The sequence below is a fragment of the Nonomuraea indica genome (assembly GCF_002850745.1).
In the GTDB taxonomy this organism is placed as follows: domain Bacteria; phylum Actinomycetota; class Actinomycetes; order Streptosporangiales; family Streptosporangiaceae; genus Nonomuraea; species Nonomuraea indica.
Genome location: NZ_KZ559466.1, coordinates 215,579 through 238,583 on the forward strand (window position 1 = coordinate 215,579; position 23,005 = coordinate 238,583).

At 72.3% G+C, this 23,005-nt stretch carries 15 protein-coding genes; 6 read left to right on the plus strand and 9 right to left on the minus strand.

The features are described 5' to 3' along the window. Nucleotides 1-49: 49 nt before the first annotated feature. Genes CXR44_RS01045 through CXR44_RS01055 form a run of 3 tightly spaced genes read left to right on the plus strand, consistent with a single transcriptional unit; the run spans nt 50 to nt 2,516 of the window. A complete protein-coding gene (locus CXR44_RS01045; protein ID WP_245898721.1) occupies nt 50-1,090 on the plus strand; it encodes a hypothetical protein in 1,041 nt (346 codons plus the stop codon). Continuing rightward, nucleotides 1,087-1,701, plus strand: coding sequence for a hypothetical protein (locus CXR44_RS01050; protein ID WP_101782926.1), 615 nt, complete (start codon nt 1,087-1,089; stop codon nt 1,699-1,701). Before CXR44_RS01045 ends, CXR44_RS01050 begins: the two co-directional genes overlap by 4 nt. Before the next feature lie 14 nt (nt 1,702-1,715). Then, a complete protein-coding gene (locus tag CXR44_RS01055; RefSeq protein WP_101782927.1) occupies nt 1,716-2,516 on the plus strand; it encodes an inositol monophosphatase family protein in 801 nt (266 codons plus the stop codon). Here the strand turns inward: CXR44_RS01055 and CXR44_RS39220 are convergent, their stop codons facing one another. Next, on the minus strand, nt 2,517-2,990 hold the full coding sequence (locus CXR44_RS39220; protein ID WP_180903140.1) for a hypothetical protein: 474 nt from the start codon (nt 2,988-2,990) through the stop codon (nt 2,517-2,519). Nucleotides 2,991-3,021: 31 nt separating this feature from the next. Next, nucleotides 3,022-5,061: an RNA-guided endonuclease TnpB family protein gene (locus tag CXR44_RS40485; RefSeq protein WP_245898723.1), complete on the minus strand. Its 2,040-nt coding sequence runs from the start codon at nt 5,059-5,061 to the stop codon at nt 3,022-3,024. A 395-nt stretch (nt 5,062-5,456) separates the two neighbouring features. On the opposite strand from CXR44_RS40485, the gene CXR44_RS01075 reads away from it, so the two are divergent. Beyond that, the gene (locus CXR44_RS01075) at nt 5,457-11,072 is read left to right on the plus strand and encodes a WD40 domain-containing protein (protein WP_245898724.1); all 5,616 of its coding nucleotides are present in this window, start codon (nt 5,457-5,459) and stop codon (nt 11,070-11,072) included. On the opposite strand, the gene CXR44_RS01080 is transcribed toward CXR44_RS01075, so the two are convergent. The 7 genes from CXR44_RS01080 to polA all read right to left on the minus strand — a co-directional run bounded on the left by CXR44_RS01080 (nt 11,024) and on the right by polA (nt 20,601). Beyond that, nucleotides 11,024-12,103: a pentapeptide repeat-containing protein gene (locus CXR44_RS01080; protein ID WP_101783463.1), complete on the minus strand. Its 1,080-nt coding sequence runs from the start codon at nt 12,101-12,103 to the stop codon at nt 11,024-11,026. The two genes, CXR44_RS01075 and CXR44_RS01080, sit on opposite strands and share 49 nt — an antisense overlap. Nucleotides 12,104-12,218: 115 nt before the next feature. Beyond that, nucleotides 12,219-12,821, minus strand: coding sequence for a dephospho-CoA kinase (gene coaE, locus CXR44_RS01085; protein ID WP_101782930.1), 603 nt, complete (start codon nt 12,819-12,821; stop codon nt 12,219-12,221). A 9-nt stretch (nt 12,822-12,830) separates the two neighbouring features. Beyond that, nucleotides 12,831-13,298, minus strand: coding sequence for a GNAT family N-acetyltransferase (locus CXR44_RS01090; RefSeq protein WP_397021959.1), 468 nt, complete (start codon nt 13,296-13,298; stop codon nt 12,831-12,833). A gap of 78 nt (nt 13,299-13,376) precedes the next feature. Further along, nucleotides 13,377-14,513: an epoxide hydrolase family protein gene (locus CXR44_RS01095; RefSeq protein ID WP_245898726.1), complete on the minus strand. Its 1,137-nt coding sequence runs from the start codon at nt 14,511-14,513 to the stop codon at nt 13,377-13,379. A 133-nt stretch (nt 14,514-14,646) separates the two neighbouring features. After that, nucleotides 14,647-16,131, minus strand: coding sequence for a 30S ribosomal protein S1 (rpsA, locus tag CXR44_RS01100; RefSeq protein ID WP_101782932.1), 1,485 nt, complete (start codon nt 16,129-16,131; stop codon nt 14,647-14,649). 212 nt (nt 16,132-16,343) lie between these two features. Next, nucleotides 16,344-17,453 (minus strand): polysaccharide deacetylase family protein, encoded by a 1,110-nt coding sequence (locus CXR44_RS01105; RefSeq protein WP_101782933.1) that lies wholly within the window; start codon nt 17,451-17,453, stop codon nt 16,344-16,346. A 457-nt stretch (nt 17,454-17,910) separates the two neighbouring features. Beyond that, nucleotides 17,911-20,601 carry a DNA polymerase I gene (gene polA / locus CXR44_RS01110; protein ID WP_101782934.1) on the minus strand — a complete coding sequence of 897 codons (2,691 nt, stop codon included), beginning with the start codon at nt 20,599-20,601 and terminating at the stop codon, nt 17,911-17,913. A gap of 104 nt (nt 20,602-20,705) precedes the next feature. Here polA and CXR44_RS01115 point away from each other — a divergent pair, with 104 nt between their 5' ends. Beyond that, nucleotides 20,706-21,077 carry a PaaI family thioesterase gene (locus CXR44_RS01115; protein ID WP_101783465.1) on the plus strand — a complete coding sequence of 124 codons (372 nt, stop codon included), beginning with the start codon at nt 20,706-20,708 and terminating at the stop codon, nt 21,075-21,077. Nucleotides 21,078-21,727: 650 nt separating this feature from the next. Continuing rightward, nucleotides 21,728-23,002, plus strand: a complete 1,275-nt coding sequence (locus CXR44_RS01120) for a branched-chain amino acid ABC transporter permease (RefSeq protein ID WP_245898727.1) — start codon at nt 21,728-21,730, stop codon at nt 23,000-23,002. Nucleotides 23,003-23,005: the final 3 nt, after the last annotated feature.

A 23,005-nucleotide genomic window follows, 5' to 3' on the forward strand; every position in this document is an offset into this window, starting at 1 on the left:
CGTTACCATGACCTCGGGGACTGACTGATCGTCGGATGCGGGGCCAGCGATGTCACGGTTCATGGCGGCGTGGAGACGGGCCGCACCATGGGCCGCCAAGAACGCCGACGGCGCGATCGCCCTGGTGCTGGCCATCGTGGTCGGCGTGCTGGGCGTCATCCCCGAGGACGTCTTCGGCAAGGACGGCGCCGACGTCCAGCAGCAGCTCGTCAGCGCCGCCACCCTGCTGATCCTCGCCCTCGTGGCCACGGCGCTGCTGCGCGACCGGCAGCGGCAGGCGCCCGTCGAACGGACCATCACCTCGGGGGCGCTGGCCGACCTGCCCGCCCGCCTGCACCGGCTCGACCAGATCGACACCCTGGTGACCGGCACCCGTAAGGCCCTCGACGCCCTGCAGCTCGTCCGCGTCCTCGGCAGCAGGCAGGAGATCGCGCAGGCGCACGCCGAGGCCCGCAAGGACACCACCCGGTGGAGCTTCAAGGGCGGCACCGGCACCTACCTGAGGGCCGTCACCCTGCCCGAGTGCGTGGCCGCCGCGCGCCGGGTCAAACGCCACCTGACGGTCCGCGTCGAGGTGATCGACCCGACCAACGCCGAGGTGTGCGAGACGTACGCCCACTACCGGCGCTCGCTGTCCGACACGCCCGACGGCACCGGCGAGACGTGGACGACCGACCGGGTGCGCAAGGAGTCGTACGCCACGATCCTGGCGGCGTTCTGGCACCGGCAGCGCTACGGGCTGCTCGACATCGGCGTGGGCCTGTCGGAGACGATGACGACGTTCCGCTGGGACCTGTCGGCCACCCGGCTCATCATGACGGTCGAGGACCCCAACCGGGCGATGACCGCCCTGGCCGGCACCTTCTACTACGAGAACTGCGACACCGAGTTGCGGCTCAGCTTCGAGCAGGCGCGCCGGGTGCCGCTGGAGATGTACAAGAAAGTGCCGCTCAGCGACGAGCCGACCGTCGAGGAGGTGCAGGAGCTGTTCGAACGCACCGGCGTGGCCCTGCCCAGGTCGTACAACGAGCACGACGTCGTCGACATCGCCCGCAAGGCACTGCGGGCCCTCAACCCGTACGCGCCATGAGCTACCAACGGGTCCGTCAGGAGATCACCGAGGGCCGCGCGCGGGCCTGGGCGCTCGCGGCCCTGTCGGGTAGCGTCACGGCCGTGCGTCATCCGCTCGGCTTCGTCTGCCTGCCGCTGGAGCGGCAGGGCGGCGAGGGCGTGTGCCTGCACCTGTGGTCGGGCGCGCTCGCGCCCGCCGAGATCACCACGTCGCAGATCCACTGCCACAGCTGGGACCTGTTCAGCCACGTGCTGTACGGCCAGGTGCGCAACGTGCACGCGGTGGTCGCCGACGCGGGCGCGGAGGCCACGCACCGGGTGTTCGAGGTGGTCAGCACCGCCGACGGCGACCACATCTCGCCGACCCGCCGCACCGTGCGCCACGCGACCGGCCGGGTGGAGGTGTTCGGGCCGGGTGACACGTACACGCTGCCGGCCGACAGCTTCCACAGCAGCGTGGTGCCCGAGGGCGGCGAGGCCGCCACGATCGCGCTCGGCAGGAGCCGGCCGGGTGGCCGCGACCTGTCGCTCGGCCCGCTCCGGGCTGGCGCCCACCGGGTCCGCCGGCGGCCGCTGGACGCCGGCGAGACCGCACGCGTGGTGAGCCTGATAACCGCCCGCCTGACCTGATCTGAGGGGTGCCCATGGACCTGCAACACGCTCGCGCGGTCGCGGTCGAGGCCGCCGAGGCGGCGGGGGCGCTGCTGCAGTCCCGCGTCGGCGGGGCGCTCGGGGTGCGCGGCAAGGGCGACGACGGCGACGTGGTGACCGATCTGGACCTGGCCTCGGAGAAGCTGCTGGTCGAGCGCATCCTGGCCGCCTTCCCGTCGCACGCGGTCATCGCGGAGGAGTCGGGGCTGCTGGGCGCCGCGGACGGGGAGTGGACGTGGCTGGTCGACCCCCTCGACGGCACCAACAACGTGGCGATCGGGCTGCCGGCCTACGTCGTCGGCATCGCGCTGTGCCACTGCGGGCGCCCCGTGCTCGGCGTGGTGCACGACCCGGTCTCGTGCCAGACGTGGTCGGCCGTCCGCGGCGCGGGCGCCGTCGCCTCCTCGGGGGCGACGCTCGCCCCGCCGTACCAGTCGTCGCCGCACGGGCCGCTGCTGGCGTGGACGCAGGGGTACGGCGTGGCGCGTGACGATCCCGCCGCGTGCGGGTTGAAGGCCCGGCTGGAGCTGCGGGCCAGGCGCGTCCTGCAGCTGTGGGCGCCGCTGCTGTCGTGGGCGATGCTCGCCAGGGGCGACATCGACGGGATCGTCGGCTACCGGGCGGAGGCCGTGGACCTGCCCGCCGGCGCGCTGCTCGCGCGGGAGGCCGGGATCGAGATCAGGGCGCTGGACGGCGGCCCGTTCGAGGACCGGTTCGACGGCACGGCCGACGACCGCAGCTTCGTCGCCGCCCACCCGCGCGCCCTGCCCGGCCTCCTCGCCCTGCTCGGCTGATCAGCCGGCGGCCTTGTCCTTGATGGTGAACTTGCACATGCCCTCGCCGTCGGCCACCTTCGTGCCGTCGAGCGTGATGCGGCACCGGGCCGCCTCCAGCATGCCGTTGCCTGCCTGCACCGAGCCGGCCACGATCGACACCAGGCGGCCGACCCGCTGCTCGGCCGGCGTCATCTCGATCTTCTCCGTCTTCGACCACGGCAGGGCGGCGTCGGTGACGCTGCCGCTGGAGCCGGCCACGTAGACGATCGGCTGCATGCTCCTGCCCTTGCCGAGCACCTCCAGCTTGACCGTGTGCACCGCTCCCTGCGGGGCCGGCGCGGTGGACGCCTCGGCCGCGCTCGACGGGGAGGTGGCCGGGGCGGTGGGCCGGGCCGTGGGCTGGGCGGATCCGCAGCCGGCCAGGGCTGCGGCGGCCAGGGTCGCGGACAGGGCCGCGGACATGGCCGGCCCGAGGGCTCTGCTTGATCTCATGCGCATCATTGTCCCGGAACATGACTACTCGTCAGGACGTCGCGACGAGCGCCCACACCGTGAGCGGCAGCCCCACGACGGCCAGACCGGCGCCGGTGAGCAGGAAACGGCCCATGGGCACCGCGACGTCGTGGCGCCGGCACGACTCGAACCACAGCAGCGTCGCCAGCGAGGCCCACGGCGTGACGACCGGGCCCACGTTGGTGCCGACGAGCAGGGCGAGGAGCTGGTCCTGCCGCGCCCCGGGGATCACCGCCTCGACCGCCGTGTACGCGGGCAGGTTGTTGATCGCGTTGGCCAGCCCGGCGCCGACGGCGGCCGTCCGGTACGGGTCGTGGCCGTCACCGAGGAGCCCGCTCATCAGGTCGGCCAGGCCCCACCTGCTGAGGGTGGGCACCACGAGGAACAGCCCGGTGACGAAGATCAGGAGCTGCCAGGGCACCAGGTTCCAGGTGAGCCGCGCGCGGTCGCGCACGGCGAACGCCGCCACGACGATCAGGGCGGCGGCCGCGGCGGCGACCCCCACCTCCACCTCGGCCAGCAACGCGCCGATGAACAGCAGGCAGGCCGCGGACGCGGCGGCGAACAGCACCCGGTCGCCGACCGGTTCGAGCACGGGCGGCGTGTAACGCAGGTCGCGCCGCTCGCCCCGCCGCCAGTAGAACGTCCACAGGAACGCCATCGTGACCAGGATCGCCACGAGCTGCGGCGCCCACATGCGCCCGGCGAACGCCTGGGCGTCCAGGCCGATCTTCTCCATGCCCAGCAGGTTGGTCAGGTTGGAGACCGGCAGCAGCAGGCTCGCGGTGTTGGCCAGCCAGATGGTGGTCATCGCCAGCGGCAGGGCGGCGATGCGGGCCTTGGGCGCGAGGGCCAGCATGACGGGGGTGAGCAGGACCGCGGTCGTGTCGAGGTTCAGAAATATCGTGACGAATGAGGCGAAGGCCGTGCACAGCACGAACAGCGCGGTGTAGTTCCCGCGCCCGAACACCGCCATCCTGGCCGCGATGGCGTCGAAGACCTGCGCCTCCTTGGTCAGCTCGGCCAGCACGATGATGCCCACCAGGAACACCAGCAGCGGCGCGATGTCGCCCAGGCTCTCCTCGGCCTCGCGCAACGGCAGCAGCCCGGTCGCCACGAAGACCAGCCCGAGCAGCAGCAGCCCGATCCTGATCCCGTCGAGCACGCCCAGTCGACGCCACACGCGACGATGATCGCACATCACCTCCGCAACGCCGATGTCTCGGGGGATACTGAACAGGTGACTCCTCCGCTCCCTGCGGGGTGCGGCTTCTCGCCAGGCCGCTTCCGCAGCAGCGTCGCGAAGGGCAAGCCCTGCCCTGAGGATGTTGACCGCCGCGTTGACGTCGGCGTGCGCGGTGTGTCCGCACGCCGTACATGCGAACGTGGCCTGGGTGACGCGGTTCTCCTTCGCGCAATGCCCGCATCGCGAGCAGGTGCGGGAGGTGTTGGCGGGGTTCACCGCGATCAGCTCTCGACCGGCGCTTTCAGCCTTGTGCGACAGGATCGTCAGGAACACCCCCCAACCCGCGTCCAGGATGCTCCTGTTCAGGCCGGACTTGGCGGCTGCCCCGTTGGGCAGCCACCCGCCCGCACCGTCCAGTCGGGGTGCCGCCCGCCGGGTCATGCCGGTGACGTCGAGTACTTCGTGCGCGATCACGTCGTAGCCGGGCACCAGCGCGAGCGCGGCCTTGTGCGCGCCGTCGAGGCGCTGCCTGCGCACTTTGGCGTGCAACGCGGCCACTCGCGCCGCGGCCTTGCGGCGCCGCTTCGACCCGCGCTTCTTACGGGCCAGGTCCTGCTGGGCCGCCGCGAGCCGGTCGGCGGACGCGGCCAGGTGGCGCTGGTTGGCGATGTGGTCGCCGCCGCTGGTGGTCACCAGCGACACCACCCCCAGGTCGATGCCGACGGCCGTACCCGTGGCCGGGAGCGGCTGGGCGGGCACCTGGTCGCAGGACAGGATCACGTACCAGCGGCGGCCCTTCCGCTTGACGCTGATCGTCTTCACGATGCCGGACACGCGGCGGTGCTCCAACGCCGCGTTGTACACCTGCCGATGATCCTCAATGCATGCGGCGAGCGCGGCCGCCTGCCGGGCGGTGGGGCGCGACAGGAACTTCAACGACCTACGCACGGCCACCCGCGTTGGCAGGTGATTGGTCCCGCGCCTCGACGACCGGATCGACCCCTGGCGCGTCTTCACCCGCCCGCCCGACGACCGGGCGGCGATACGACGGGCACCCCACGAGGTGGTACCCCAGGTCACACACCGCGGCCGGGGAGGCGCGCACCTGGCGAGTCACACGAGCAGTATCACAGCGTCACCCATCTCATACGCGACGAACGGACATCTCCGATGCCCCGAACCGGCGGGTCACCGCACACTCGGGCCCTGGCGGCCCTTCCCCTCCCCCCATCGCCCCAGGGCGACAGTCCCCTCGGGAGATGGTGATGGCACGTGACGGCAGGCCGACCGACATCTTCGTCAGCTACTCCCCGGCCGACACGGCGTGGGCGACCTGGATCGCCTGGGAGCTCGAGGCCGCGGGCTACAAGACCATGATCCAGGCGTGGGACTTCGTCCCCGGCACCAACTTCATCGACTTCATGGACCGGGGCGTCAGCGAGGCGCAGCTCGTCGTGGCGGTGCTCTCGCGCAACTACCTGACCTCCCGCTACGGCCGCCTGGAGTGGCAGGCCGCGCTGCGGGCCGACCCCGACGACCCCTCCAACAAGCTGGTGACGATCCGGCTGGAGGACGTGCACCTGGAAGGGCTGCTGTCCACGATCACCTGGGTCGACCTGGTGGGCGTGGCCGACGCCGGCCAGGCCCGCGACCTGCTGCTGGACCGGGTGAAGGAGGCGATGGCCGGGCGCGCCAAACCCGCCGCCGCGCCCGCCTTCCCGGCGGGCGGCCCGCACGGGGCGCCGGCCGGGAAGGCGGCCACGCCGCCGCCGGCGCCCGCGCTCGACCGCCCCGCCGACCGCTCGCGCACCCGGCGCGGGCCGGGCACGGCGCCGAAGTTCCCGCCCGCGGCCACGGCCGAGCGGGGCCGCGAGTCGCTGACGGTGCTGCACATCGGCGGCCCCCGGTTCGGCCGGGCGCTGCCCGACCCCGGCGAGCCGTTCACGCCCGAGGACATGCAGGCCCGCATCTGGGCCGACCTGACCTCCATGTACGACCGGGGCATGCCGCGGCCCGACCTCATGGTGATCAGCGGAGACCTGACCGAGTCCGGCAGCCTCGGGCAGTTCGGGCAGGCGACGCGGTTCCTCACCGGCCTGCGCCTGCTGCTCGGGCTGGAGCCGCACCGGCTGGTGGTCGTGCCCGGCCCGCGCGACGTCACCAAGGCGGCCGCCAGCGCCTACTTCCTGACCTGCGAGGCCGACGACGTCAGCCCGCAGCCGCCCTACTGGCCCAAGTGGCGGCACTTCGCCGGCCTGTTCGGCGAGGTCTACCAGGGGCTCGACGACCGGGTGTTCGACGGCGGGCAGCCGTGGACCCTGTTCGAGGTGCCCGACCTGCGGGTGGCGGTGGCCGGGCTCAACTCCACCATGGCCATGAGCCATCTGGAGCGCGACGCCTACCCGATGCTCGGCGAGACGCAGGCCGCGTGGTTCGCCGAGCGGCTGCGGCCGTACGAGGAGCGGGCCTGGCTGCGGCTCGGCGTGATGGGGCACCCACCGGCGGCGCTGCGCGACGCCACCGCCTACGAACGGCTGCTGGCCCGCCGCGTCAACCTGCTCTTCCACGGCAACCCCGGCACGTCGGGCGAGGCGGACGGCGCGTACGTGGCCGCGCCCCGCGCCGGCCGGCACCACGTGGTAGAGATCGGGTCCGGCGGCGTGCGCACCTGGCTGCCCGACGAGCAGCCGAAGCGCGTCCCGCGCACCTGGCAGGCGGCGCGCTCCACGTTCACCGGCGAGACGCGGCCGGTCCCGCCGCCCCATCCCGAGGAGACCGGGCGCGAGCCGAGCCCGGTGGAGCTGCTGCTCGACCGGATCGTGGAGGTGTGCGAGGCCCGGCACGAGCGCGCCCGGATCCGCCGCTTCCCCGCCCACCTGGTGGTGACCCACCCCGACGACGGGTTCGTCCGCCAGGCGATGATCGGCGCCCACGTGGGCGAGGTGACCGGCGGCGACGCCGACGCGTTCGTCCGGCGGGCGCACGCGTCCGGCCTCGCCGCGGAGCTGGTCTACCAGGGTCCGCCGCCGGCCCGCCCGATCCGCGACGACCTCATGCGCAGGGGCGTGCGGCTGCGCAGCTTCACCGAGTTCCAGGGGTTGCTCGACCTGTCCAGCTACGTGGCCGAGCAGACCGCCAGGCTGACCGCCGACCGCCGCTACCCGCCCAGCCTGTACGTGCCGCAGCGCTACCGCGAGCTCGACCGCCCCGGCAGCCACATCAAGGAGGGCCTGACCGACGATCTGGTGCGGCTGCTGTCGGCCGACCACGGCAGGTTCCTGCTGCTGCTCGGCGACTTCGGCCACGGCAAGACGTTCGCGCTGCGCGAGCTGGCCCGGCGCATCCCGGCCGAGCTGCCCCACCTGACGCCGATCCTCATCGAGCTGCGCGCCCTGGACAAGGCGCACTCGGTGGACGCGCTGGTGGCCGCGCACCTGGCGAGCCACGGCGAGGAGTTCATCGACCTCAAGGCGTTCCGCTACCTGCTGCGCCAGGGCCGCATCGTGCTGCTGTTCGACGGGTTCGACGAGCTGGTCACCCGGCTGACCTACGACCGGGCGGCCGACCACCTGACGACGTTACTCGCCGCCGCCGAGGACAAGGCGAAGATCGTGGTGGCCAGCCGCACCCAGCACTTCAAGTCGCACAGCCAGGTCCTCACCTCGCTCGGCGAGATGGTCGGGGTGCTGCCGCAGCGCAGGGTCCTCGCCGTGGAGAACTTCTCCCGCTCCCAGATCGGCTCCTACCTCGCCAACCGCTTCGACGACCACGGCGAGGCGAGCGCCCGCATGGCGCTCCTGGAGAGCCTGGAGGGCCTGTTCGACCTGGCGCAGAACCCGCGCATGCTCAGCTTCATCGCCGACCTCGACCCGGAACGGCTGCGCACCGCCGTCCTGGCCCGCCACACGATCAGCCCCGCCCTGCTGTACGAGGAGATCCTCGGCTCCTGGCTCGCCTACGAGGAGCGGCGGGCCGCGATACCCGGCTCGGCCACGGCGCTGACCGCCGCCGAGCTGTGGGAGGCGGTGACGGCGCTGGCGCTGCGGCTGTGGGACGCGGGTGAGGCGCTGCTCGGCGTGGAGGAGCTGACCGAGTTCGGCGAGACGCTGACCGACCTCGCCGGCGGCCAGCTCTCGCCCGCGCACGCCGCGTACGCGATGGGGTCGGGCAGCCTGCTGGTGCGCACCGAGGAGGGGATGTTCGGGTTCATCCACTCCTCGGTGGGCGAGTGGCTCATCGCCCGGCACATCGCGGCCACCATGGCCAACCCCGTCGTGCTGGCCCGGCGGCCGCTGTCGGCGCTGACCGTCGAGTTCCTGTGCGACCTGGCCGACGTGCGCGCGCTGCGGGCCTGGGTGGCCGACCCGCCCGCCGACGACGTGGCCCGCGCCAACGCCGTCAAGATCGCTGCCAGGCTGCGCACCCCCGCGCGGGCCGACCTGCGCGGCGCCGACCTGAAGGGCGAGGACCTGTCGGCGCGCGACCTGCAGGAGGTCGACCTGACGGGCGCCGACCTGAGCGACACCACGCTCGCCGGCACCAACCTGTCCCGGGCGGTCCTGCGCGACGCCAAGCTGGTGGGCGCGCGGCTCGACGGGGCCCGCCTGACCGGCGCCGACCTGACCGGCGCCGACCTGTCGGGAGCGCGGCTGGCCGAGACCGACCTCAGCGACGTGACCGTCGAGGGCGCCCGCTGGCACCGGGCCACGCTGATCAACGTGACCGGCACCCTGCCCCACCTGCCGGGCGCGGCCGTGGTGCCCGGACGGCCGGTCGAGGTGCAGCTCGCGCCCGCCGCCATCGGCGTCCCGTACGGCTACCACTTCCAGACCAGCCGCCTGCCCGAACCTCTCGCCTACAGCCCCGACGGGGCCACGATCGCGATCGGCAGCGAGGACGGCGGCGTGCTGCTGTGCGTCGGCGGCTCGCCGGTACGCACCCTGCAGGGACACCGGGGCCGCGTCTACGCCGTCTCCTTCGCCGGCGACCTGCTCGCCACCGGCGCCAGCGACGGCAGCGTCCTGCTGTGGAACGCCGCGACCGGCGAGCGGCTGCGCGAGCTGACCGGCCGTCCCGACGGCGTCTGGCCGCTGCGGCTCAGCCCCGGCGGCGACCTGGTGGCCGCCGGCGGCGGCGACGGCGTGGTACGCCTGTGGGAGACCCCCACCGGACGGCCGGTCCACCAGCTCGCCGGCCACCAGGCACCCGTCTACACCGCCTCGTTCGGCCACGCGACGCTGGTGACCGGCGACTCGGCGGGCGTGGTGCGGGTGTGGGACCTCGCCTCCGGCGCGGTCGTGGCCACCCTCGGCGGGCACCGCGGCGCCGTCTACCGCGCGGTGCACAGCCCCGACGGGTCGCTGCTGGCCACCGGCGACGAGGCGGGCACCGTACGGGTGTGGGAGACCGCGTCGTGGACGCTGCGGCACGCGCTAGCCGGCCACACGGGCAGCGTCTACTGCGTCACCTTCTCCCCCGACGGCTCGCTGCTGGCCACCGGCGACACGGCCGGCGCCGTGCGGCTGTGGAACCCCGTCGCGGGTGAGCCGCGCGGCGTGCACACCACCCACGCGGCGGCGGTCTACCAGGTGCGCTTCAGCCCCGACGGGCGCACCCTGGCCAGCGGCGACTCCGGCGGCATCGTCCGGCTGCAGGCGCCGGGCGGCTCCACCCGGATCGAGCTGAGCGGCCACCGCAGCTCGGTGTGGCCGTTCGCGTTCCGGCCCGACGGCGGGCAGCTCGCCACCAGCAGCAACGACGGCACGATCAGGCTGTGGGACCCGGCCTCCGGCACCTGCCAGCGGGTGCTGCGCGGCCACGGCAGGCGCATCTCGTCCGTACGGTTCAGCGCCGACGGCTCGATGCTCGCCACCAGCGGCAACGACGGCGTCGTCCGGGTGTGGGAGCCGCGCTCCGCGCGGCGGCTGCGCGAGGTCACCGGCACCTCCGACCGGCTGCTGTCCGCCCTGTTCTCCCCGGCCGGGCCGGTGCTCGCCACCTCCAGCAACGACGGCGGCGTGCACTTCTGGAACGCCACCACCGGCGACTACGAGCGCGAGCTGAACGTCGAGACCGACCACGTGTGGGCCGAGGCGTTCAGCCCCGACGGCACGCTGCTGGCCACCGCCAACGACGACGACAGCGTACGCATCTGGTACCGGGCGACCGGCCGGCAGGTCAGCGTCCTGGCCGACCACCGCGGCCGGGTCCGCTCGATCGCCTTCAGCCCCGACGGCCGCTACGTGGCGACCGGCTGCGACGACCGGCTGGTGCGCATCTGGCACGTCGAGTCCGGCGGCCGGATCGCCACGCTCGACGGGCACACGGACCGGGTCTACTCGGTGGTGTTCTCGCCGTCGGGCCGCCACCTGGCCAGCGCCGCCAACGACGGGCTGGCCAAGGTGTGGGAGCTGCGGCCCGGCCAGCCGTGGCAGCCGGTGCTGCGGCACACGCTCGACCGGCACACCGGGCGGCTGTGGTCGGTGGCGTTCGACTCCACCGGCACCCGGCTGGCCACGGGAGGCGACGACCTGACCGTGCGGGTGTGGGACGCGGCCACGGGCGCGGAGCTGCACACGCTCACCGGCCACGCACGGCGGGTGTGGTCGGTCGCCTACAGCCCCGCCTCGGACCTGCTGGCGAGCGCGGGAGACGACGGCGTGGTCATCCTGTGGGAGGGCGGCGAGCGCCGGGCGACGCTGCTGGGTCTGCCCGAGGGGTGGGCGGCGCTCGCCCCCGACGGCAGGTACAAGGTGCAGGGCGAGGTCGCCGGGCAGTTCTGGCACGTCATCGGGATGTCGAGGTTCGAGCTGGGCGAGCTCGACCCCTACCTGCCCGGAGTCCGCCAGGTGCCCCTGGACGCGCCCTTCTTCTGACGGCCGCCCCTGGCCGCCTTGCGCGACCCCGCCTTGGCCTGCGGCCGCTCCCCCGCCGCCCGCGCGGCGGGCCAGTGGCCGGGGCGGGTGAACGAGGGCGGCAGCCTGGTCGCACCGTCGCCCTTGGCGGAGTCGAGCTGCGGCTGGGTGAGGAAGACGCTGCCGGTCAGGTCGGCGCCGGACAGGTCGGCGCCGCGCAGGTCGGCCCCGATGAGGTCGGCGTCCCTGAGGTCCGCGCCCGTCAGGTCGGCCCCGATCAGGTAGGCGCCGCGCAGGTCGGCGCCCCGCAGGTCGGCCTTCCTGAGGCGGGCGCCGATGAGGTCGGCGCCGCGGCGGCTCCTGGCCCGGTGCGGGGCCCGCACCAGCTCGCTGGCGCGCAGCAGCAGCGGGTTGACGGCCTGCCGCCGGGCGGCCACGTCCAGCTCGGCGAGGGCCGCCGGGTCGCGGCGGGTGAGCGCCTCCGTCTCGTCGAGCGCGCGGCGCGCCTCGGCGTGGACCGGCCGGGCCTCGGGCCGGGCGAGGACCTCCGTGAGGTACCACAGCAGCTCGTGGAGCTGCCGCACGACCGGGAACACCGCGAACATGCTGCGCGCCGTCTCGCGGTCCTGCCGCCAGTCACGGCCGCCGAACGTCACCTGGGAGACCTTCTGCCCGGCGCCGAAGCAGTCGTAGACGGTGCACCCGGGGAAGCCCTCGGGGCGGAGGCGGTCGTGGATGCCGCACCGGAAGTCGGCCCGGAGGTTGTGGCACGGGCTGCCGGCGGCCTTGTCGACGGCGAAGTCGGCCGAGGCCGAGAAGGGCAGTGCCACGCAGCACAGGCCGAAGCAGCTCGCACAGTCGCCCCGCAGATCGCGCCGCGGGTCGCGCGACAGGTCACCTCGCGCGCCCTGCGACAGGTCACCCTGCGGGCCGTGCCGCGGGTCGCGCGACAGGTCACCCCGCGGATCCTGCGGCAGGTCGTCCTGCGGGTCGCGTCGGCCGGCGGCGCTGCCTGCCTCGCTCGGCCGGCTGCCAGGCCGCTCCTCGGTCATGCGTCGAACCGCCACCATCCGCTCGCCCATCAGAACCGCCGCCCATCGTACCGCCGGGCCGGACGCCGGACCGTCGCGGTGCTCTTCGTGGTGCTCGTCGTGGTGCTCGTCGTGGTCAGCCGCGGGCGGCGCGGGCGAGCAGGTCCTGCCACACCTCGCCGACCCGGGCTTCGAGCTCCTCCAGCGTGCCCTCGTTGGGAATCACGATGTGGGCGGCCCTGAGCCGTTCGTCCCGGCCGGCCTGCGCGGCGATGCGGGCCCGGGCGTCGGACTCGGGCATGCCGCGGTGCTCGGCGAGCCGGGCGACCCGCACCTCGTCGGAGGCGTCGACGACGATGACGGCGTCGTACATGGGGGCGAGGTTGTTCTCCACCAGCAGCGGAACGTCGTAGACCACGATCGCGTCGGCGGGCGCGCGCGCCTGCAGCTCGGCCACCCGCTCCCCGACGAGCGGGTGGACGATCGAGTTGAGCACGGCGAGCCGCTCGGAGTCGGCGAAGACGACGGCGCCGAGGCGCTCCCGGTCGAGCGAACCGTCAGCCCGCAGCACCTCGTCCCCGAACGCCGCCACCACGCGGGCCAGGCCCACCGTGCCGGGCTCCACCACCTCGCGGGCGATCCGGTCGGCGTCGATGACCACGGCGCCCCTGGCGGCGAGCCTGCGGGACACCTCGCTCTTGCCCGAGCCGATGCCGCCGGTGAGTCCGATCTTCAGCACCCGGCAAGCCTATCCAGTGGCGGGCTCGGCCGGACGGCGCAGGTGGACGAGCGTCAGGTGGTCGTCCATCCGCTCGCGGTGGGTCTCCCGGTAGCCGAGGCGCCGGTAGAGCCGCAGGTTGCCCTCCGACAGGTGGCCGGTGAACAGGTCGAACGCCGCCGCCTGCGGGACCGTCTCGTGCAGCGCCGCGAGCAGCGCCGCGCCGAGGCCGCGCCGCTGCCGGTCGGGGGCCACCACGAGCCGTCCCACCAGGCAGGTCGTGCCGGCCAGCCGGCCGCGCACGGCGCCGACGATCCGCCCGGCGTCGGTCGCCTTGAGCACGACGGCGTCGCCGATGGTGGCGCGGACCTGCTCCATCGACTCCACCAGGGGCGGCAGGAAGGGGTCGCCGTAGAGCTGGGCCTCGGTGACGTACGCGGCGCGCTGCACGGTGAGAATCTCGCCCGCGTCCGCCGGCACGGCCCGCTCGATCTCCACGGCCAGCACCCTACTGCAGGCGGGGGACGTGCCGTCCAGCCCCCGCCGGACCCGCCCGGCGGGGGCGAGGGTCCGGATTCAGCGCACCAGGGCGAAGAACTCGCGGATGCCGGTTACCACCGACTGCGGCGCCGCCATGGCGACCATGTGGCTGGGGCTGTGCCCGTCCCCCCAGCTGACGATGCGGTTGCGGCGCTCGGCGAGGCGGCGGAACAGGTCCGGGCCGCCGTGCGACACCCCGGTCGGCACGCGGTCCTGGTCGATCGGCATGCCGGCCGCCCCCTCGTAGTAGGTCCAGGAGGACGACCCGCCCGTGCCCGTCAGCCAGTAGATCGTCGCGTTGGTGAGCACGAGGTCGCGAGCCACGGGCTCGGCCACCTCGCCCTTCCCGCCGGGCCAGCCGTCGAACTCCTTGAACCGTTCGACCAGGTAGGCGAGCTGCATGACCGGGGAGTCGGCGAAGCCGAAGGCGAGCGTCTGCGGCCGGTTGGACAGGTAGAGGCCGTAGCCGCTGCCGCCCGCCCACATCTGCCCGATGTGGGCGGCCATGGCCCGCTCCTCCTCGTCGGCGTCCGCCAGCTCCGCCGGGTCCCCGGTGGGCATGCCCAGCCCGCCGGTGATGTGGGAGCCGATCACGTGGTCGCTGTCGAGGGCGGCCAGTTGGGGGGTGACGAGGGCTCCGGCGTCGTTGCCGTGCGCGCCGTACCGGTCGTAGCCGAGCCGGCGCATCAGTTCAGCCCAGGTGCGGGCGACCCGCTCGATGCTCCACGGGCGTTCGTCGGCGGGCTCGGGGAACGGCGAGAAGCCGAAGCCCGGCAACGAGGGCGCCACGACGTGGAAGGCGATGGCGGGGTCGAGCCCGTGGGCGCGCGGGTCGGTGAGGGGGCCGATGACGTCGAGGAACTCGGCGAAGGAGTTGGGCCAGCTGTGGGTGAGGATCAGCGGGACCGCGTCCGGTTCGGGCGAGCGGACGTGCGCGAAGTGGACGGTCTGGCCGTCGATCTCGGTCGTGTACTGGGGGAAGGCGTTGAGCCTGGCCTCCTGGGCCCGCCAGTCGAATCCGTCGGCCCAGTACGCGGCCAGCTCGCGCAGGTACTCGACGGTCACTCCTCTGCTCCACCCGCCCGGGAGCTGCCGGGCCCAGCGGGTGCGGCGCAGCCGCTGCCGGAGGTCGTCGAGGTCGGGCTGGGGAATGGCGATGTGGAAGGACTTCATGCCGACGACAGTAGACATGATCGCGGAAAGGTTCGTTCCGCGATTGCACCGCCGGCCGGACCGGATCAACGAAGAAGGCCCCGCACGATGATCGTGCGGGGCCTTCTCACGGACGTTCGGCTACAGCCTCAGGTCAGCTCTGACCGCCGGCGAGCTTCTCGCGCAGAGCCGCGAGAGCCTCGTCGGAGGCGAGGGCGCCGCTGGCCGGAGCGGACGAGGACGAGCTGCTGGCCTGGGCCTGCGACTCGCCGCTGTAGGACGAGGGAGCGGCCTCGCCGGCCTCCGCCTCGGCCTTGCGGGCCTCCTCGATCTGCTTGCGGTGCGCCTCGAAGCGCTGCTGGGCCTCGGCGTACTGCCGCTCCCACTCCTCGCGCTGCTTGTCGAAGCCCTCGAGCCACTCGCCGGTCTCCGGGTCGAAGCCCTCGGGGTAGATGTAGTTGCCCTGGTCGTCGTAGGTCGCCGCCATGCCGTAGAGCGTGGGGTCGAACTCGACCTCGGTGCCGACACCCTCGTTGGCCTGCTTCAGCGAGAGGCTGATGCGACGGCGGTCGAGGTCGATGTCGATGATCTTGACGAAGATCTCGTCGCCGACCTGGACGACCTGCTCCGGGATCTCCACGTGGCGCTCGGCCAGCTCGGAGATGTGGACCAGGCCCTCGATGCCCTCCTCGACCCGGACGAACGCGCCGAACGGCACCAGCTTGGTGACGCGGCCCGGCACGACCTGGCCGATCTGGTGGGTGCGGGCGAACTGCTGCCACGGGTCTTCCTGGGTGGCCTTGAGCGACAGGGAGACGCGCTCGCGCTCCATGTCGACGTCGAGGACCTCGACCGTGACCTCCTGGCCGACCTCGACGACCTCGGAGGGGTGGTCGATGTGCTTCCAGGACAGCTCGGACACGTGGACCAGGCCGTCGACGCCGCCGAGGTCCACGAACGCGCCGAAGTTGACGATCGAGGAGACGACGCCCTTGCGGACCTGACCCTTCTGGAGGGTGTTGAGGAACGTCTGGCGAACCTCGGACTGCGTCTGCTCGAGCCAGGCGCGACGCGACAGGACCACGTTGTTGCGGTTCTTGTCGAGTTCGATGATCTTCGCCTCGAGCTCGCGGCCGACGTACGGCTGCAGGTCGCGGACACGGCGCATCTCGACCAGGGACGCGGGGAGGAAGCCACGGAGGCCGATGTCGAGGATGAGACCACCCTTGACGACCTCGATGACGGTACCGGTGACGATGCCGTCCTCGTCCTTGATCTTTTCGATCGTGCCCCAGGCGCGCTCGTACTGAGCCCGCTTCTTGGACAGGATCAGGCGGCCCTCCTTGTCCTCCTTCTGGAGAACCAGGGCTTCGACGTGCTCGCCGACCTCCACGACGTCAGCAGGGTCGACATCGTGCTTGATCGAAAGCTCGCGCGAGGGGATGACACCCTCGGTCTTGTAGCCGATATCGAGAAGGACCTCGTCTCGATCGACCTTGACGACGGTGCCCTCGACGATGTCGCCGTCGTTGAAGTACTTGATGGTCTCGTCGATCGCGGCGAGGAAGGCTTCCTCGGACCCGATGTCGTTGACCGCTACCTGCGGGGTGCTCGAGGTGGCCTCAGTGCTGGACGTCATGTGTGGAATTGCTCCGAACGCGGACAGGATGTCGATGTGGCGGATGCGCGGCAGGCCCTCTTCCGCATCAAGCCGAGGAGTTACGACATCGACGTGACCGAGCGCGAGCCCGCTCCGTCTGAGGCGCGCGCGAGCCCACAGCGCAGCGATCAGGATATGAGACAAGGAGCACGGGGTCAATCCATGATGCGCGTCAACCGCCGATCGACTGATCAGTAAGCGTTGACCTGGGCCCCCCGCCGCGCCTCGATATTACCCCGAAGTCGCTCCGGGACGGAGATCCGCTCCGGGTCGCCGTCGGAGACGAATCGCTCCCGCGGGTGCCTGTCCAGCCATTCGAGCCAGTACTGCGAGCACCACTTGCGGCACTCGCCCTTCTTGCCGTTGCTCTGGATCCGCTGGATCGCGCCGCGGTCGAATTTTTTCGCGTAGGGCGAAACCGACGGCTCGGCGCCCGCCAGGAACACCCCGGCGAAGTCGTAGCGGGTGCCCTCCCAGCCTCCGGAGCGGGCCGCCTTCTTCACGCGCGGCAGGTTCCCGTACGGCAGCGCCATGGTCCTCGACGGGCCGGCTCCCAGCTTCGCCAGCAGGCGCTCCAGCCTGACGATCTGCCGGCGCACCTGAGAGGTCGGCACCGCGCGCAGGTTGGCGTGCCCCCAGGTGTGGTTGGCGACCTCGAACCCGTGACCGGTCAGCCACCGCACGGCCGCCTCCTGCTGGGCCTGGTCGCGCAGCCCGAACGGCTCCCGGTTGACCCAGAGCGTGGCGACGGGCCTAAACGACGGGTACTTCCTGGCCACGTCGAGGATGATGCCGACCGCCGTGTCCGGACGCGGCCGGCCCGCGGCGTCGAGGCCGAAGTGGGTCGGGTGCCCGTCGTCGAACGTCAGCACCACGGGGAACTTCCCCGCGGGCACCCGGATGTCGCCGGTGGCGAACTCCGTCGCGGTGATCGGCACGTACCCCTGCCGGGCGAGCCGCTCCAGCTCCTGCCTGAACTGCTTGGGCGTGCGGTCGATGGCGGCGTGCCGCCTGGTGACGATCCGGTGGTACATCAGCACCGGCACCAGGCCGGCCTCGTTCGCCTTCACCTGCCGGGCGAACTCGGGGGTCGCCACCACGCCGGGCGGCTCCCCGGTCCCCTGCGAGGGCGAGGGGCGCGACTCCGGCCGCTGCGGGGTCTGCTGCTTCGCTGCGGCGCCGGCCCGTTGCGCCGGGGTCTCCCCGGCGGAGGGGACCACCATGAGGCCGACCGCGGCCACGGCCAGCACCACGGCGTTCGCGATGCCGATGATCGTCGTGAGGGACGCTGCGGACCGCACAGAACTCCAGTGCCATTCGGGGAGATGACCTGATCAAGGTTAGTGCAGAACCACCATGTGGCGATCCTTCACAAGATGCCGGAACTGCCCCGACACCTGGCCCCATAACCACCCAGGCACCGACGAACGGGAAATCGTACGCCCTCACCCCACGACGGCGGCTCAGGCCCACCTGCCGCGCCGACGCCCTCCCGCGAGCCGCGATCGGACCCCGCCCCGCCACGTCCCCCGCCAGGCCCACCCGCGCCCCGCGACTCGCCGCACGGCACCGCGCGCTCCGCGACTCGCCGCACGGCACCGCGCGCTCCGCACGGCCCCTGCGAGCCGCCCGCAGCCGTACCAGCCGTGTAGCCTCGTACGGCCGCCTGGCGTCCTGCGGGGCAGGCCGGCACCGTTTGCCGGCCGGGCGCACCGTGCGGGCGGGTGGCAGGGCGCTGCTGAGGTCCTCGGCGGGCCTCTAGTGGCCGGCGTCCTCCCAGGTGCGGCCGACGCCGACCGAGACCTCCAGCGGAACGCGCAGGTGGTAGGCGGCGTTCATCTGGTCGCACACCACCTGCCGCAACCGCTCCAGCTCGCCGGGCGCCACCTCGAAGACCAGCTCGTCGTGCACCTGCAGCAGCATCCGGGAGGCCAGGCCCTCCTCCCGCAGCGCCTGGCGGACGTGGAGCATGGCGACCTTGATGATGTCGGCCGCCGACCCCTGGATGGGCGCGTTGAGCGCCATCCGCTCGGCCATCTCCCGGCGCTGGCGGTTGTCACTGGTCAGGTCGGGCAGGTAGCGGCGACGACCCATGATCGTCTCGGTGTAGCCGTCGTTGCGCGCCTGCCGGACGATGTCGTGCAGGAAGTCGCGGACGCCGCCGAACTCCTGGAAGTACTCCTCCTTCAGCGCCCGCGCCTCGGCCACCGGGATGTTGAGCTGGCCGGACAGCCCGAAGTCGGACAGACCGTAGGCCAGACCGTAGTTCATCGCCTTGATGCGGGCCCGCAGCTCGCCGTCGACCTGCTCGGGCGGCAGGTCGAACACCCGGGCGGCCGTGGCCTGGTGGAAGTCGTGACCCGACTCGAACGCCGCGATCAGCGACTCGTCACCCGACAGGTGGGCCATGATGCGCAGCTCGATCTGGCTGTAGTCGGCGGTCAGCAGCGTCTCGTAGCCCTCGCCCACCACGAAGCCCTGGCGGATGCGGCGGCCCTCGGCGGTGCGGATCGGGATGTTCTGGAGGTTGGGCTTCTCCGACGACAGGCGGCCCGTCGCGGCGATGATCTGGTTGAAGGTGGTGTGGATGCGCCCGTCGTCGGCGATCTCCTTGATGAGGCCCTCGACCGTGGTGCGGAGCTTCTGCTGGTCACGGTGCCGCAACATGATCGTCGGCAGCTCGTGCTCGGTCTGCGTGGCGAGCCAGGCGAGCTGGTCGGCGTCGGTGCTGTAGCCGGTCTTGATCTTCTTGGTCTTGGGCAGGTTGAGCCGGACGAAGAGGATCTCCTGCAGCTGCTTGGGCGAGCCGAGGTTGAACTGCTCGCCGACGACCCGGTGGGCCTCCTCGGTGGCGTGCTTGACCGCCGCGCCGAACTCGGCCTCCAGAGCCGCGAAGTATTCGCCGTCGACGGCGATGCCGGCCCGCTCCAGCTCGGCCAGCACGGTCAGCAGCGGCAGCTCCACGTCGGTCATCAGCTGCGTGCCGCCCCGGCCCGCCAGGAAACCCTCCAGGGCGTCGGCCAGCTCGCGCACGGCGTGGGCGCGCAGCGCCAGCTCCTTGGCCGGGGCGTCCTCGTCGTCGCCGAACAGCGCGGCCTGGCCGTTGGGCGCCTCCTCGGCGCGCAGGTCGCGGTTGAGGTAGCGGCGGGCGAGGTCCTCCAGCGCGAACGTGCGCTGCCCCGGCATCGCGAGGTAGGCGGCCAGGGCCGTGTCGCAGGACAGGCCCCTGAGCTCCATGCCCTGCTGCCACAGCGCCAGGATGGGCCCCTTGGCGTCGTGCGCGGCCTTGGGCCTGCTCTCGTCGGCCAGCCAGGCGCTCAGCGCCGCCTCGTCGGCCTCGGTGAGCTTGACCGGGTCGATGTGGGCCGCCGTGCCGTCGGGCGAGGCCACGGCGAGGGCGTCGATGCGCCCGGTGCCGCTGCCGTAGACACCGCGGAACGCCAGCCCGGCGCGGCCGGCGGGCATCGCCGCCAGCCAGCCGGCGACCCGGTCGGGCCCGAGGATGACGGTCTCGACCTCGAAGCCCTGGTCGGGCTCCTGCTCGCCGGTGCCGAGCACCTTGAAGACACGCTCGCGCAGCTCGCCGCGGATCTGCAGCGTGTCGAACAGCTTGTTGATCTCCTCGCGGTCCCACGCCCCCTGCCTGAGGTCGCCCAGCTCCACCTCGACGGGGACGTCGCGCAGTAGCTCGGTGAGCCGGCGGTTCATCAGCACCTGGGCGACGTGCTCGCGCAGCTTGTCGCCGACCTTGCCCTTGACCTCGTCGACCCGGTCGACCAGCGCGGTCAGCGAGCCGAACTCGCGCACCCACTTGGCCGCGGTCTTCTCGCCGACGCCGGGGATGCTCAGCAGGTTGTCGCTGGGGTCGCCGCGCAGCGCGGCGAAGTCGGGATACTGGACCGGGGTGAGGCCGTACTTCTCCTGCACCGTCTCCGGCGTGAAACGCGTCATGTCGCTGATGCCGCGGCGCGTCATGAGCACGGTGACGTGCTCGTCGACGAGCTGCAGCGCGTCACGGTCGCCGGTGACGATCAGCACGCTCATGCCCTCGGCGGCGGCGCGGGTGGCCAGCGTGGCGATCAGGTCGTCGGCCTCGAAGCCCGCCTTGGACAGGCGCGGGACACGCAGCGTGTCGAGCAGCTCGTAGATGAGCTGCATCTGACCTCGGAAGTCCTCGGGCGTCTCGCTCCGGTTGGCCTTGTAGGCGGCGTATTCCTCGTGCCGGAACGTCGGCTCCGACCGGTCGAAGGCGACGGCCACGTGCGACGGCTGCTCGTCGCGCAGGATGTTGGTCAGCATCGAGGTGAACCCGTAGACCGCCTCGGTGTGCTGACCGTCGGTGGTCATGAGGTTGGCGTCCTTGAGCGCGTAGAACGCGCGATAGGCCAGCGAATGCCCGTCGAGCAGCAGCAGGCACGGGCGGCTGGGGGTCACTTCACTCTTCGGCACACCCGCAGCCTAGTCTGCGGATGCGACAGAAAACCCGAGCCCGGAAGAGTGGAGGCGTCCCCTTGACGCAGACCAACCCTGACGAACTCGCCCTCTTCGACGGCATGTACGAGGGCACGCTGCCGCACCGGATGGGGATCGAGTTCCTCGAGGCCAGCGCCGAGCGCGTCGTGGCCAGGATGCCGGTGGCGGGCAACACGCAGCCGTACGGCCTGCTGCACGGCGGCGCCTCGGTCGTGCTGGCCGAGACGATCGGCTCGACGGGCGCGGCCATCCACGCCGGTCCCGAGCGCATCGCGGTCGGCATCGAGATCAACGCGACCCACCACCGCTCCGCCACCTCCGGCCACGTGACCGGCGTCGCCACCCGGCTGCACGGCGGCCGGACGCTGGCCTCGTACGACATCGAGATCACCGACGACCAGGGCCGGCGCGTCTGCACGTCGCGGCTCACCTGCATGCTGCGCGACCGCTGACCCCTGCCCGCCCCGGCACGCGAGCCGCGCGGTCCGAACGCGAGCCGCGCGGACCGAACGCGAGCCGCGCGGACCGAACGCGGGCCGCGCGGACCACCTCCGCGAGCCTGGCGACTCCCCAGCGAGCCGCGCGGGCTGCCCGCGAGCCCGGCGACTCCCTCCGCGAGCCACCCGGGCTGCCACCGCGAGCCTGGCGACCCGACGCGGGCGGGGCGACGCGGCACGCGACTCACGTCTCCCTTTGCACAGGGCCCCCGCGGGTCGCTACGGTGGTCCGAGCAGAGCCCGCGGGGGGCGACCGAGTAGATAACGTGTGCGGCCGGGGAAGCCCCGCACGGCCCCAAAGGTCACCCCTCGGGCTCGTCTCCCTTCCGGCGACCCGCCCCTTCGGGGCCGGCGCCCGTATGTCACCGGGTCATGACACGCAAGCTCCGCGCCGTTCGGCAATGTAGGCCTTGACCTGCTGACTTGGTTGCTCACGCAAGTGACACGCCGATGTCACTAATTGGTGACGAACGATAGTGAACCGGTCGTTCGAGGAATAAGCTCCCGCCGACAGCATCCCAGTTGTGCCTGCGATGCCCGCGTGTCGAGATGGAGGGGCACAACCCCGCCTTGACCTATCTGAGGGAGCACCATTGCGCAGAGCCGTGATCGCGTTCACGGCCTTCCTGAGTGGACTCGTCCTCTTGCTCACGTCGCCCGCCCATGCGGCAGCGCCGGAACAGGGCTTGAGAGGGACACTCACATTCCAAGGCCAGCCAGTGAACGGCGTGAAAATCGTCGTGACCACCGAAAGCGGACAACCCGTTGCGGAGGTTACTAGTAACGCCCAAGGCACGTGGCAGGTCCCGGTCGAGAAGCCGGGCAAATACAAGGTCACACTCGATGCCAACACGCTGCCGCAGAACGTCGCGGTCCGGGGCGGCAACAACGTCCGCACACCCACGGTCTACGACGGCAACATGTCGACCGTGCTCTTCGCGCTCCAGGCCAAGGGAGCACCCGGCCAGCCAGCGGAGGAGGAGGCCGGGCAGAGCAGCTTCTGGACACAGGCGGCGCAGCTCGCCTTCGAAGGCCTCAACCTGGGCCTCATCATCGCCCTGGCCGCGCTCGGCCTGTCGCTCATCTACGGCACCACGGGCCTGACCAACTTCGCCCACGGCGAGCTGGTCACGCTGGGGGCCATCCTCGCCTACGCCTTCAACGCCGGCGTCGGGCTGCATCTCATCCCCGCCGCCGTCATCGCGGTGATCCTCGCAGGCGGCTTCGGATACGCCCAGGACAGATTCTTCTGGGGCCAGCTGCGCAAACGCGGCACCGGCATCATCGCCATGATGATCGTGTCGATCGGCGTGGCGCTCTTCCTGCGCTACCTCTTCCTCATCATCTTCGGCGGCCAGACCGAGGTCTACACCCAGTACACCGGCCAGGCCGGCATCCAGGTCGGCCCCATCACCGCCGCCCCGAAGAACTTCGTCGCCATGGCCATCGAGCTGCTGGTCCTGGTCGTGGTCAGCCTGGCGCTGCTGCGCACCCGCACCGGCAAGGCCGCCCGCGCCGTGGCCGACAACCCGGCGCTCGCCGCGTCCTCCGGCATCAACGTCGACCGGGTCATCCGCATCATCTGGACCATGGGCGGCGCCATCGCCGCGCTGGCCGGCATCATGCTCGGCCTCTCGCAGAGCCTGAAGTTCAACATGGGCCAGGACATCCTGCTGCTCATCTTCGCCGGCGTCACGCTCGGCGGGCTCGGCACCGCGTGGGGCGCGCTCGTCGGCTCACTCATCGTCGGCCTGTTCATCCAGTTGTCCACCCTCTGGGTGCCGCCGGAGCTCAAGAGCGTCGGCGCACTGGCCGTACTCATCATCGTGCTCCTCTTCCGGCCGCAGGGCATCCTCGGCCGCCGCGAGCGGATCGGCTGACGG